This is a genomic window from Streptococcus sanguinis (genome assembly GCF_008329445.1).
Taxonomy (GTDB): domain Bacteria; phylum Bacillota; class Bacilli; order Lactobacillales; family Streptococcaceae; genus Streptococcus; species Streptococcus sanguinis_O.
Genome location: NZ_VIBR01000001.1, coordinates 837,840 through 850,741, shown reverse-complemented (window position 1 = coordinate 850,741; position 12,902 = coordinate 837,840). Strand labels below are relative to the sequence as shown.

Genomic DNA, 12,902 nt, shown 5'->3' with positions numbered 1-12,902 from the left:
TCTTTATAATGGACTTAAAGGAGGTTTGGTATGCTTTATATTGCTCTTATTGGAGATTTAATAGAATCCAAACAGCTGAAAAATCGTAAGCAGGCACAGAAGGACCTGCAGGACATGATGGCGGTGCTAAATCAGGATTATCGGGATTATCTGGTGTCACCTTTCACGGTGACGACTGGAGATGAGTTTCAGGCTTTGCTGCGGCCTAATCCAGAGATCATGCAGCTCCTTGATCAGATTGCCTTGGGCTTTCCTCATCCGATTCGCTTTGGACTTGGTCTGGGGGAGATTGTGACGGATATCAATCGGGAGCAGAGTATTGGTGCGGACGGTCCGGCCTACTGGAGGGCACGCGCGGCCATTGATGTTATTCATGAGAAGAACGACTACGGCAGCAGCCGTATAGCTGTATCCTTGGGAGATGAAGAGCTGAGTCAGGCGGTCAATACGGTGCTGGCAGCTACTTCATTTATTCAGAGTAAGTGGAATAGCAGTCAGAGAGAAGTTCTGGAGCGAATGCTAATGGAATATATCTATGACGAGAATTTTTCTCATGGAGAAATAGCAGAGCTGTTACAGATTAGTCCCAGTGCGCTTAGTAAGCGGCTGAAGTCGTCTGGACTGAAGATCTATCTGAGAAATCGCCGTTTAGCTATGAGAATGATTCTACAGGCAACAAAGGAGGCTGAAGAATGACAAATTTTATGGGATTTTCAGAATTTTTCATGCAGAATCCGATTCTTGTACTAACTTTGCTGGCTCATGTACTAGCTGATTTTCAGCTTCAAAGTCAGAAAATGGCCGACCTTAAAAGCCGGAGGATGAATTTCTTAATTCTCCATTTGGGAATTGTTCTGCTGCCCTTGTTGCTCTTGGGGCTCATCTTACCTAATTATCTGCTATATTTCGCCTTGGTCTGGTTCAGTCATGCGCTTATTGACTTCTTGAAGAATAGGCTGAATTCATCGATTGTCCGGCATCATGCTCAAAAGCTTGCCTTTATACTGGATCAGGTCTTGCATCTGATTAGCATTTTTGCTCTTTATTTTCTCTTAGGTCAACAGCAAATTCCAGCTCCTAATTGGCTGTCTGAGCGTTATCTCATGCTGCAGGCTCTCTTTTTCTTCGCACTTACTGGTAAGCCGGTCAATATCCTCTTTAAACTCTTCTTCAGCAAGTATCAGGCAGGAGAAGACAGTGGGGAGACTATTGCAGGGGCTGGCGCCATGATTGGGATTTTGGAACGCTTGATTATGGGACTTTCTCTTATTTTCGGGCAGTTTACTGCCATTGGGTTAGTCTTTACGGCTAAGTCTATCGCCCGCTATAATAAGATTTCAGAAAGTCAGTCCTTTGCTGAATACTACCTGATTGGCTCGCTTTTCAGTATGATTGCAGTCTTGTTGGTTTACGGCTGTCTGTATTGGTAAAAATAAATAAAAAACAGATCATCACAGCAAGGATGGTCTGTTTTTATGTTCTTATCTGTAACTCTACTCAATCATAGTATTGACAGCAGTGCCTGTTTGGTAGTCAATCTCTGCATTTGGAGAGACATTGTCCAAGAGGACATGAGACATTCCGTCCTCGTCTATTGTTTCCTTGCCCCCTAGCTGGATGCTGACAACATTGCCTTCTGCGTCGAGCCCGACATACTGGAGCTCAATCTTGCGAGGAAGAAGCTCATTGTCCGTGTAAATCGGAGTAACCTTGTAATCCAGCCAATAATCTGGATTTTCCTCTAGCCAGCGCTCCAAGCGATGTTCATAATAGAGCATGCTATCTGGGTTATTGTCGTCCAGTCCTTGGAAACTGCCAGAGTTGAGCCAAGCTGTCATCGGAACGAGGTTTTTCCCTTCGTTATTGAGGCCGCTGAAAGTGAAGCCAATCAGGTGAGCGCGATTCATGAGCCAAGCCCGATCATCTCCATTACCGTAGTAAAATTTGTAATTGTGCCAACCGATGGGGTTGTAAGTGACCTTGGTCTCCTTTTTCTTTTTGGCTTTGTGTTGCTCCTGCATTTGTACATGAGCAGCAGTAGCCCGACCGTATTTGTCCTTTTTCCCAAGCTTTAGCTGATACTCTCCATTCAACTCCAGAGTCCCGATAGCTGTTTCATCGCTATGGTTAAGCAGCTGGACCTTAATCTGGTTCTTCTGATTGGCAGCAACATTTTCTGCAGGAAGAGCCTGTGAAAGTAACAACAAAGAGCCGGCTGACAGGACAAGCCAAGTGCCAAACCTAAACTTTTTCATAAAGAACTCCTTTTAAATAATATATCTCCGACATCATTCTACTAAAAAATAGATTGTTTGACAACTAAAACTTTTCAAAAATATTACAAAAATAAATATCTGTTCAATAAGTGCAGGGTTTGACTAGGATGTGTATTTTTCCTATAATCATAACTAGAGAAAACGCTTGTATAAATTACCTAAGGAGGTGCTTATGAGTCCATCTTTAGAGGAAATGTCGCTGGAGGAGCTGTGGCAGCTTTTTCCGATTTTTTTAAGAGAGCATCAGGATGAGTGGAAAGATTGGTATGAGGAGGAACGGCTTCAGCTCTTGAGTTTTTTGCCAGAACATCAGATCGTTCGTCTTAGCCATATTGGCTCAACATCGGTAAAGACCATCTGGGCTAAGCCTATAGTGGATATTTTACTGGAAATTCCTAAAGAAACAGATATGACGGTAATGAAAGACTTGCTGCTGCAAAATGGTTATCTGCTCATGTCGGAAAGCCAAGGGCGGATGTCATTCAATAAAGGTTACACACTGAGTGGTTTTGCCGAGCGGGTTTTCCATCTGCATCTGCGCTATGAGGGTGATCATGATGAACTTTACTTTAGAGACTATTTACAGGAGCATCCTACTGTAGCCAAAGACTATGAAAAGCTCAAGCTGTCTTTGTGGAAACAATATGAGCACAACCGTGATGCCCATACAGAGGCGAAAACGGATTTTATCAAGAACTATACAGAGGAAGCTAAAAAGCTTTATGGCAGAAGGTATGAGAGGGAAAACAGATGATTTATCTAGCAATAGTTGGCCTGCTGATTATTCTGGCATTTCTTTACTTGATTTACCAATCAAAGAATTTGATTTGATTACAGCATTTCAGATCCATTTTCATTGGTCAAACCTAACTCAAGCGTTCCTAGAACTTAAGCGGATACTTAAGCCAGATGGAATCATCTTACTGGCATGTGAATGGAGCAAATTAGCTTATTACCAACCAGACTTTAGAAAGCAAGAAAAATTGGAAAACTATTTGACGGATTTGGACTTACATCTTATCGATAGTCAAAGAAAGGATCAATGGATTCTTTATAAGATCGTTAAAAAATAAGGAGGTATCCTATGAAACAATTATTTTTATGTTCATATTTTGCGGGAGTCAAGAACTTGTTCAGACAATATGCATCTGAAAAGCAATTGGGCAAACATGTGCTTTTTATTCCGACGGCTGGAAATGTAGAAGAGTACAGAGGTTATATTGACGAAGCCCTGCAGACATTTGCAGATTTGGGATTTCAAGTAGAAATTTTAGATATTTCAGCTTGTGATAGAGAGACAGCTCAGGCCAAAATTTTCCAAAGCAAACTCCTCTATGTCTCTGGTGGCAATACTTTTTATCTTCTGCAAGAACTTAAGAAAAAGCAGCTTCTATCCTTGATAACAGAGCAGATTGCGGATGGCATGGTTTATGTGGGCGAATCCGCTGGTGCTATCATCACAGCCCAAGACATTGACTACAATAAGCTTATGGACGATAAGGCGGTCGCTAAGGAACTGAATGATACAGAGGCACTAAACGAGGTGGATTTTTATGTTCTTCCTCATGTTGGCGAAGAACCCTTTGTCGAAAGCGCTCAGGCAACTCTGGATACTTACAGCGACCAGCTGAATCTGCTTCCCCTCAATAATCACCAAGCTGTGCTTGTGAAGGGTAAAGAAGTGAGGGTTTTGGAGGAGGATAAGTAAGCAGAATATATGTTCTAGTTGACCTACTTGAGAAACTCTAATAAGAGGACTGAGTGCAATTGAGATAAACTAGATTAAACAAATTAGAATGCGAGTGTTGAACTTTGATTGAAAAAATATATGAAACACCAAGTGGAATAATTCATTATTGGACAAATGATGCTGTTGAATCATCCCAAAGTGCTCTTATCTTTTTACCTGGGCTAACTGCTGACCATAGGTTATTTGAAAAACAAATAGAATATTTTAAAGATACATATAGAGTCTTGGTTTGGGACGCACCTGGACATGCTTCATCTTATCCATTTCGTCTCGATTTTACTTTATTTGATTTAGCAAGTTGGCTGGATGAAATATTTATCAAAGAGAGAATAGAAAATCCAATAGTAATTGGTCAGTCAATGGGAGGATATGTAGGACAGGTTTATGCTCAACTTTTTCCTGAGAAATTAAAAGGTCTTGTTACGATTGATTCACCATCCCTTCAAAGGAAGTATTATACAGCTATGGAATTGTGGCTCTTAAAAAATATGGAGGCAATTTATAGAATCTATCCATGGAAATCTCTTTTGAAATCAGGCCCTAAAAGCGTATCAACAAAAGACTATGGAAGAAAACTGATGTATGATATGATGATGATTTATGATGGCGATCAAGAAAGGTATGCTCGTCTTGCGGGATACGGATATAAGATATTTTCAGAAGCAGTGGAGAAGAAACTTTCCTATGAAGTAAAATGTCCACAATTGGCTATATGTGGAAAAGAAGATCGTGCAGGGTCTTGTATACGATATTTGAAGGCCTATGAAAGAAATACTGGGAAGTCTGTTCAATGGATTGATGAGGCGGGGCACAATTCTAATGCTGACCAACCCGATATTGTAAATAGACTGATTAATGAATTTTTGGATAACAAAATTAAAGAAAAGCTTGGTTGAAAGACTGGCTTTTTGATATAATAGACTCTATGAACACAAAAGAAAAAATTTCAAATTATCAACTTTTACTGGCTCAGTTGGAAGCCTTGTTGGAGGGTGAGACCAATGCTTTGGCCAATCTTTCCAATGCTAGCGCTCTACTCAATCAAGCCCTGCCTAATTCTGTTTTTACTGGTTTCTATCTTTTTGATGGGAGTGAGCTGATTCTGGGGCCCTTTCAGGGTGGTGTTTCCTGTGTCCATATTACGCTAGGCAAGGGTGTCTGTGGGGAATCCGCGGAGAAAGAGCAGACGATTATCGTAGATGATGTGACCCAGCATGCCAATTATATCTCTTGTGATAGCCGGGCTAAGAGCGAAATTGTGGTTCCCATGGTAAAAGACGGTCGACTTCTGGGAGTACTGGATTTGGACTCAGCCTTGACGGGTGATTATGATAAGGTAGATCAGGAATATCTGGAAAAGTTTGTCCAGATTTTGCTTGAAAAAACGACTTGGAATTTTGAAATGTTTGGAGAAAAAGCCTAATGTATCAAGCTTTATATCGGAAGTACCGCAGTCAGACCTTTGGTCAGCTGGTGGGTCAGCAGGTAGTGGCTACTACTCTGCGGCAGGCTGTTGAGCAAGGGAAAATCAGCCATGCTTATCTCTTTTCTGGCCCTCGTGGAACAGGGAAGACCAGTGTTGCTAAGATTTTTGCCAAGGCTATGAACTGTCCGAATCAAAAGGATGGCGAGCCTTGTAATGACTGCTATATCTGTCAGGCTATCACGGAGGGAAGCCTTGAAGATGTTATTGAAATTGACGCGGCTTCTAATAATGGCGTAGATGAGATTCGTGACATTCGGGACAAGTCCACCTATGCGCCTAGTCTCGCTAAGCACAAGGTCTATATCATTGACGAGGTGCACATGCTCTCAACTGGGGCATTTAACGCCTTGCTCAAGACCTTGGAAGAGCCGACAGAAAATGTGGTCTTTATTCTAGCGACGACAGAGCTACATAAGATTCCGGCGACCATTCTTTCCCGCGTCCAGCGTTTTGAGTTTAAGTCTATCAAGACGCAAGATATTATTGGTCATATCGAGTGGATTTTGGAGCAGGAAGGTATTGATTTTGAGCAAGAAGGTGTGCAGATTATTGCCCGTCGAGCTGAGGGCGGTATGCGAGATGCCTTGTCTATACTTGACCAGGCTCTTAGCTTAACTCAGGAAAATCGTTTGACAACAGATATTACCGAAGAAATCACTGGCTCTATCAGCTTAGGAGCCTTGGATGCCTACGTAGCAGCCTTGATTGCTCATGATGCAGTAGCAGCCTTGGATAATCTCAATCTGATTTTTGACAGCGGTAAAAATATGGCCCGTTTTGTGACGGACCTCCTGCAATATCTGCGTGACTTGATTATTGTCAAAACTGGCGGGGAAAATCATCATGCCAGCGAGCTCTTTCTGGAAAATCTCAAGACACCGCAGGACACTCTCTTTGCCATGATAGATATGGCGACCAAGAGTTTGGCAGACATCAAGAACAGCCTGCAGCCCAAGATTTATACAGAAATGATGACCATTCGACTGGCAGAGACCAGCAGCCATCCTGTAGCGGCAGTGATTCCGGATAATCTAGCTGATGAGATCAAGGGTCTGAGACAAGAGATAGATAGTCTTAAACAGCAGCTGGCTAATGGCAATGGGAAACCTGCATCAGCTGTCAAAACTTCAGATATTCGACCGCAGAAGTCTAAGGGCTATCGAGCAGACCGCAATAAGGTCAATGCCATCCTAGAAGAGGCTGTTGAGAATCCTAGTCTGGCTCGCAGCAACCTGACCAAGCTGCAGAATGCTTGGGGCGAGATTATCGAAAGTCTGGCTGGAGCTGATAGGGCCTTGCTGGCAGGATCGCAGCCGGTGGCGGCCAACGAAAGCCACGCTATCTTAGCTTTTGAGTCTAATTTCAACGCTGAGCAGACAATGAAGCGGGACAATCTCAATACCATGTTTGGCAATATCCTCAGTAATGCAGCTGGATTTTCACCAGAGATTTTGGCCATTTCCTTAGAAGAGTGGACCAAAATTCGGGCGGATTTTTCGGCTCGCAGCCGCAATGGCAAGGCCGAGGTTGAAGAGAAGGAAGAGGAAAGCCTGATTCCAGAGGGATTTGACTTTTTAGCAGAAAAAATTACCATTCAAGAGGATTAAAAAAAGATTTTTCTAGGCTTTCGTGTTATAATAAAACTATGAATAGACGACAATTTATTGTAATGGCTGTTTTTACGGCCTTAGAAACCTATTTTTTCAATGAATCCATCATGGCGGGGCGCTATTTTATGGCTGCTTTCTGGGCAGTTTTGGTGCTGCGCAATCTGCAGATTTCCTATGTCATGGGGCGGATTGTGGATGAAATCGATAAACATTTAGGACCGAAATAATGAAAACAGGACTGAGTCTCATGACTCAGTCCTTTTGAAATTGAATTTTTTGATTACCAACTGGTTAGCGAGACTTCGCCGCTGTTGAGCCAGATTTCCTGACCATCTGTCAGCTGGACTAAGAGTTGCCCGCTGTCTGAGATGTCCTTGGCTAAACCTTGGAAGTCCATGCCTTTTTGGCTAAAGGTCACTTGTCGTCCCAGCACCAAGGAACGCTGCTTGTAGAGATAGATTAGCTCTTCTGGGTCACTTTCGTAGAAGCATTTCCAAATCTCGGCAATGAGCTCATTGCGACTAATGGCTGGTTTCTCTTCAAAGAGGGAGCCAGCTTTTTCTTTAATCTCAGCTGGAAAGTCTCTAATGAAAAAATTAAAGCCAACACCGATGATGACATCGGTGACGAGTCCTGTCTCGATAGAAGTTGTAGCCTCAGTCAGGATGCCAGAAATTTTCTTGTTTCGATAGTAAATGTCATTAACCCACTTGATATCAACTTCCATGAGGGTTAGATTTTTTACTGCCTTGTAGATAGCTCCTGCGGTCAAGATTGTATAGGAGGGGAGCTGGTCGAAGGGGAGGTTGGGTTTGAGGTGGAGAGACATGTAAAAGCCGCCCTGGTTGGGGCAGAAGAAGGCACGACCGAAGCGGCCTCGGCCAGCAGATTGGGCAGCGGCCAGATAGAGAGTATCGGCGGGATATCCGGCCTCCATACCAGCCTTAGCATCCATCTGAGTGGACTGGCAGTCAGGATTGAAGGAGACCTGAACAGGTGAGTGTTCCTCAATCCAATTAGGAATCAGCAAGTCACCCGCTGTCAATCGATAGCCCCGGTTCTTGACGGATTCGATTTGGATGCCTTCTTTCTCCAGTTTTTGAATGGCTTTCCAAATGGAAGTTCGTGAAATGCCCAATTCTTGGGCTATTTTTTCGCCGTTGACATAGTCGTCAGTCTGACTGAGGATATCAAAGATTTTTTCGTAGGTTTTCATAGGCGGTCTTTCTAGCTTAAAGGCTGCTTTCTCTTAGTGTCAGCTTGGTAGAGAGTTTGATCATGTAAGGGATGAGGCTTTCGTCAGTTTTAATCATCTGGTCTAGCATTTGCAGAGCTTGCTTGCCCATTTCCTCTGTAAAGACTGTCACAGTGCTGAGAGGCGGATAGACGTATTTGGCAATGGATGTATCATTAAAGGAAATAATCTGGACATCTTGGGGAACAGCTATTCCCGCTTCCTGAAGAGCACGGAGAGCACCGACAGTCAGAGCATCGCTGGCTATGAAGAATGCTTTGGGCATCTGTTCTTTTTGGTGGTCAATCAATTCTTTCATCAGCTGGTAGCCAGACTCTGAGGAGAACTTGCCGACCTTGACATAGGCCGGCTGATAAAGACCTTTTTCACTAAGGTAACGGCAGAAGCAGGCCAAGCGCGGATCGTCAAGACTTGTCGTTCCGTCTGCGGTCTCTTCACGTCCAGCAATCATACCGATTTCTCGAAAGCCCTGCTGAAGAAAATGGTCGAGAACATGAGTAACGGCATGCTCAAAGTCCGTTGTCACACAGCTATGGTCTTGGTCGAGCGTATCGCTGTCCACGAAAACCAGGGCAGGACTGTATTGCTCTAGCTCCTTGACTTGCTTGCTGCTAAATTTTCCGATGGCAATGATGCCGTCAATCTGCTCTAGCTGGCTCAGAGAGTCGTTGTTGAAAATCCGCACGATATCATAGCCCAGTTCCTGGGCTTTCTTTTCAATGCCTAAGCGGATGGAGTAGTAGTAAAGATCATCCAGCTCTTCCAGCTCAGTGTACCATTCAACGATGGCAATGCGGTGGGTCTGAGGTGAAGTCTTTTTCTGCCTTTTGCTTTTTTGGTAATTGAGCTGTTCAGCGATATCGAAAATCTTCTTACGCGTCTCATCGCTGACAGACATGGACTTGTCATAGTTCAAAACCCTCGAAACAGTTGCGGGAGAAACACCAGCAGTCTGGGCGATATCTTTGATAGTAGCCATTTGATTTGATCCTTTTTAATTTACTGTCTACATAAATTATAACTCAAAAATTAGTAAATAACAAAGAAGAATTTAGTAAATATTTTGTTAAGTAAAATTTTACTAAATTTATTGAAGTTTTACTCGGAAACAGTTATAATAAAGATAAAAAAACGATTACAATATCGATTATTCGTTTTAAAGGAGTTTAGCTTATGTCAAACCTAATTTCAGAGGAGCAAGTCCGAGCAGATTTTGCCAAGGTCTTTGGAGTAGAAGCGGACCACACTTTCTTTTCACCCGGTCGGATCAATCTGATCGGTGAGCATACGGACTATAACGGCGGCCATGTTTTTCCTGCTGCGATTTCTCTAGGAACTTATGGAGCGGCTCGCAAGCGGGACGATCAGCTCTTGAGATTCTTCTCAGGGAATTTTGAAGAAAAAGGGATTATTGAAGTGTCGCTGGAAAACCTGCACTTTGAGCCTGAGCATAACTGGACCAACTATCCGAAAGGAGTTCTGCATTTTCTGCAGGAGGCAGGTCATACAATTGACCGAGGCATGGATGTCTATGTTTATGGAAATATTCCAAATGGTTCTGGCTTGTCTTCTTCTGCATCACTAGAGCTTTTGACGGGTGTCATTGCTGAGAAACTCTTTGACTTGCAGTTGGAACGTCTGGACCTAGTGAAAATCGGTAAATTAACTGAAAATGAGTTTATCGGGGTTAATTCTGGCATCATGGACCAGTTTGCTATCGGAATGGGAGCTGACCAGCGGGCTATTTACCTAGACACCAATACTCTCGAGTATGATTTGGTACCGCTTGATCTCCAGGACAATGTTGTAGTGATTATGAATACCAACAAGCGACGTGAGTTGGCTGACTCTAAGTACAATGAGCGCCGTGCTGAGTGTGAAAAAGCTGTTGAAGAACTGAACCGTAAGCTATCTATCGCAACCTTGGGTGAGTTGGATGAATGGTCCTTTGATGAGTATAGCTATCTGATAGAGGACGAAAATTGTCTCAAACGGGCTCGCCATGCTGTTTTAGAAAATCAACGGACTTTGCAAGCACGGGCAGCTTTGCAGGCAGGCGATCTTGACAAGTTTGGCCGTCTCATGAATGCGTCCCATGTTTCTTTGGAGCATGACTATGAAGTGACTGGTCTAGAGCTGGACACCTTGGTTCACACAGCCTGGGAGCAAGAAGGTGTTTTGGGGGCTCGTATGACCGGAGCAGGCTTCGGTGGCTGCGCCATTGCTTTAGTTGGTAAGGATGCGGTGGAATCTTTCAAAGAAGCAGTTGGCAAACGCTATGAGGAAGTAGTTGGATACGCTCCAAGCTTCTATATCGCTGAAGTTGCATCGGGGACACGAGTTTTAGACTAGGAGAGAAGTAAATGGACGCTGTAATATTTGATTTAGATGGCTTATTAGCTGATACTGAGATCATTTCTCTAAAAGTTTATCAAGAATTGCTTAAAGATTTTGGAATTCCTTTTACAGAAGAAACATATTCTAGAGAATACAGTGGACATAGGGAAGAGGAGAATGTTCAACGATTTTTAGATACCTATGATTTACCTTGGAACTTTGACCAAACCTTGGAAAAAGTTTATGAACTGGAAGCTCGAATATTAGCCAAAGGTGTAAATTTAAAAAAGGTGCTAAAAATTTGCTTGCTTTTTTGAAAAGAGAAGGTATTCCAATCGCTCTAGCAACTTCAAGTGTTGAATCTAGAGCTAGAATAATTTTGGATAGTAATGGTATACTGTCCCTATTTGACCATCTAGTTTTTGCAAAAGATTTAAAGCGAAGCAAACCTTACCCTGATATATTTTTAAAGGCCTGTAGTGATTTGAATGTTTTACCAGAGAATTGCTTAGTATTAGAGGATAGTGAAGCAGGGATTGAAGCAGCGTATAGAGCTGGGATACCAGTTGTTTGTATTCCAGACTTAAAAATGCCAGCACAGTCTTTCTTAAATAAAACAGAACAAGTTTTTCAAGATTTAGATGCTGTCAGAGACTATTTAGAAAGTAAGAAGGAGAATCAATGAGTCAGGGAGTTCTAGATGCATTTATCACGGAAGTCATTGCTGGAAGTTCATTTGAGGAAATGGATCGAATCTACCTAACCAATCGTGTCTTAGCACGAGTGGGCGAAGGTGTTTTGGAAGTTGAGACTGATCTGGATGAATTGATTGACCTCAAGGACCAGCTGGTCGAGGAGGCGGTTCGATTAGATACGATTGAGGATAGTCAGACTGCGCGCGAAATCCTCGGAGCTGAGCTCATGAACTTGATTACACCTGCCCCTAGCCAGCTCAATCGGGACTTCTGGACGACTTATGCCTCCAATCCTGAGCAAGCTGTAGCTGATTTTTACCAGCTTAGTCAAAAGAATGACTATATCAAGGTCAAGGCCATTGCTAAAAACATTGCTTTCAAAGCACCGACTGAATATGGAGATTTGGAAATCACCATCAATCTCTCTAAGCCAGAAAAGGATCCCAAGGAAATTGCGGCAGCTAAAAAGGCAAAGACCAGCCATTATCCAGCCTGCCAGCTTTGCATGGAAAATGAAGGTTACCAAGGGCGCTTGGACCACCCAGCTCGCGCCAATCATCGGATTATTCGCTTTGACTTGGCTGGACAGGAGTGGGGCTTCCAGTATTCGCCCTATGCCTACTTTAATGAGCATTGCATCTTTCTGCACAGCCAGCACCTTCCTATGTCCATCAGCCGGCTGACCTTTGAACGCCTGCTGGACATCGTTGAGACCTTTCTAGGCTATTTCGCAGGATCCAACGCCGACCTGCCTATTGTTGGTGGCTCCATCCTGACCCACGACCACTATCAGGGCGGACGTCATACCTTCCCTATGGAAATGGCAGAGCTGGATTGTAGCTTTACTTTTAGCGAATTTGATGAGGTTGAGGCAGGTATTGTCAAATGGCCTATGTCAGTCATTCGGCTGAGATCTGAGAATAAGGAGCAGTTGATTGAGTTGGCTGACAAGATCTTGCAAGTTTGGCGGACTTATTCTGACCCGAGTGTGCAGGTCTTGGCAGAGTCTGAGGGTGAGTCGCACCATACCATCACACCGATTGCTCGCAGGAAAGATGGATCTTTTGAGCTAGACTTGGTCTTGCGGGACAATCAAACTTCCCCAGAACATCCGGACGGCATTTACCACCCTCATGCAGATGTGCAGCATATTAAGAAAGAAAATATCGGCCTGATTGAGGTTATGGGACTGGCTATTCTGCCGCCTCGGCTCAAGGAAGAACTCAAGCAGGTGGAACTTTTCTTGTTGGGAGAAGACTGTCAGGTTGCTGCCTATCATCAGGAGTGGGCCAATGAACTCAAAGAGCAGAATCCAGATGTTACCGCTGAGACGGTGGCAGAAGTGGTTCAAGCCTCAGTAGGTCAAATTTTCAGCCGAGTACTGGAAGATGCGGGTGTTTACAAGCGAACAGAGGAAGGGCAGGAGGCTTTCATGCGCTTCGTCCAATCCGTCGGCATCCAGCCCTAGGAAATGTGTTATAATGAATCTAGCG

At 43.6% G+C, this 12,902-nt stretch carries 13 protein-coding genes and 2 pseudogenes; 12 read left to right on the top strand and 3 right to left on the bottom strand.

The features are described 5' to 3' along the window. Nucleotides 1-30: 30 nt before the first annotated feature. Complete coding sequence (locus FKX92_RS04310; RefSeq protein WP_149565629.1) at nucleotides 31-696, top strand: SatD family protein; 666 nt, start codon at nucleotides 31-33, stop codon at nucleotides 694-696. Further along, on the top strand, nucleotides 693-1,430 hold the full coding sequence (locus tag FKX92_RS04305; protein ID WP_149565628.1) for a DUF3307 domain-containing protein: 738 nt from the start codon (nucleotides 693-695) through the stop codon (nucleotides 1,428-1,430). The genes FKX92_RS04310 and FKX92_RS04305 overlap by 4 nt, the downstream gene beginning before the upstream one ends. Before the next feature lie 63 nt (nucleotides 1,431-1,493). On the opposite strand, the gene FKX92_RS04300 is transcribed toward FKX92_RS04305, so the two are convergent. Continuing rightward, on the bottom strand, nucleotides 1,494-2,255 hold the full coding sequence (locus tag FKX92_RS04300; RefSeq protein ID WP_002895710.1) for a DNA/RNA non-specific endonuclease: 762 nt from the start codon (nucleotides 2,253-2,255) through the stop codon (nucleotides 1,494-1,496). A gap of 193 nt (nucleotides 2,256-2,448) precedes the next feature. Here FKX92_RS04300 and FKX92_RS04295 point away from each other — a divergent pair, with 193 nt between their 5' ends. From FKX92_RS04295 to FKX92_RS04265, 7 genes and pseudogenes are all read left to right on the top strand, one after another. Beyond that, nucleotides 2,449-3,030: a GrpB family protein gene (locus tag FKX92_RS04295; RefSeq protein ID WP_149565627.1), complete on the top strand. Its 582-nt coding sequence runs from the start codon at nucleotides 2,449-2,451 to the stop codon at nucleotides 3,028-3,030. Nucleotides 3,031-3,079: 49 nt separating this feature from the next. Continuing rightward, a pseudogene (locus FKX92_RS12210) lies at nucleotides 3,080-3,349 on the top strand (methyltransferase domain-containing protein); the annotation flags it as partial. 11 nt (nucleotides 3,350-3,360) lie between these two features. Next, nucleotides 3,361-3,984 carry a Type 1 glutamine amidotransferase-like domain-containing protein gene (locus FKX92_RS04285; protein WP_149565625.1) on the top strand — a complete coding sequence of 208 codons (624 nt, stop codon included), beginning with the start codon at nucleotides 3,361-3,363 and terminating at the stop codon, nucleotides 3,982-3,984. A gap of 104 nt (nucleotides 3,985-4,088) precedes the next feature. After that, on the top strand, nucleotides 4,089-4,922 hold the full coding sequence (locus FKX92_RS04280) for an alpha/beta fold hydrolase (protein WP_149565624.1): 834 nt from the start codon (nucleotides 4,089-4,091) through the stop codon (nucleotides 4,920-4,922). A 29-nt stretch (nucleotides 4,923-4,951) separates the two neighbouring features. Continuing rightward, nucleotides 4,952-5,449 (top strand): GAF domain-containing protein, encoded by a 498-nt coding sequence (locus tag FKX92_RS04275; RefSeq protein ID WP_149565623.1) that lies wholly within the window; start codon nucleotides 4,952-4,954, stop codon nucleotides 5,447-5,449. Further along, on the top strand, nucleotides 5,449-7,119 hold the full coding sequence (dnaX, locus tag FKX92_RS04270; RefSeq protein ID WP_149565622.1) for a DNA polymerase III subunit gamma/tau: 1,671 nt from the start codon (nucleotides 5,449-5,451) through the stop codon (nucleotides 7,117-7,119). The genes FKX92_RS04275 and dnaX overlap by 1 nt, the downstream gene beginning before the upstream one ends. Nucleotides 7,120-7,157: 38 nt before the next feature. Then, nucleotides 7,158-7,349, top strand: coding sequence for a DUF3272 domain-containing protein (locus FKX92_RS04265; protein ID WP_002895701.1), 192 nt, complete (start codon nucleotides 7,158-7,160; stop codon nucleotides 7,347-7,349). 53 nt (nucleotides 7,350-7,402) lie between these two features. On the opposite strand, the gene birA is transcribed toward FKX92_RS04265, so the two are convergent. Both birA and FKX92_RS04255 read right to left on the bottom strand, forming a co-directional pair. Continuing rightward, the gene (birA, locus tag FKX92_RS04260; protein ID WP_011836853.1) at nucleotides 7,403-8,338 is read right to left on the bottom strand and encodes a bifunctional biotin--[acetyl-CoA-carboxylase] ligase/biotin operon repressor BirA; all 936 of its coding nucleotides are present in this window, start codon (nucleotides 8,336-8,338) and stop codon (nucleotides 7,403-7,405) included. 16 nt (nucleotides 8,339-8,354) lie between these two features. Continuing rightward, nucleotides 8,355-9,356 (bottom strand): LacI family DNA-binding transcriptional regulator, encoded by a 1,002-nt coding sequence (locus FKX92_RS04255; RefSeq protein WP_125338312.1) that lies wholly within the window; start codon nucleotides 9,354-9,356, stop codon nucleotides 8,355-8,357. Between the two features lie 194 nt (nucleotides 9,357-9,550). On the opposite strand from FKX92_RS04255, the gene FKX92_RS04250 reads away from it, so the two are divergent. From FKX92_RS04250 to galT, 3 genes and pseudogenes are all read left to right on the top strand, one after another. Further along, the gene (locus tag FKX92_RS04250; protein WP_125352702.1) at nucleotides 9,551-10,729 is read left to right on the top strand and encodes a galactokinase; all 1,179 of its coding nucleotides are present in this window, start codon (nucleotides 9,551-9,553) and stop codon (nucleotides 10,727-10,729) included. Between the two features lie 11 nt (nucleotides 10,730-10,740). Further along, a pseudogene (locus FKX92_RS04245) lies at nucleotides 10,741-11,399 on the top strand (HAD family hydrolase). Next, nucleotides 11,396-12,877 carry a UDP-glucose--hexose-1-phosphate uridylyltransferase gene (gene galT, locus FKX92_RS04240; RefSeq protein ID WP_149565621.1) on the top strand — a complete coding sequence of 494 codons (1,482 nt, stop codon included), beginning with the start codon at nucleotides 11,396-11,398 and terminating at the stop codon, nucleotides 12,875-12,877. The pseudogene FKX92_RS04245 and the gene galT overlap by 4 nt, the downstream one beginning before the upstream one ends. Nucleotides 12,878-12,902: the final 25 nt, after the last annotated feature.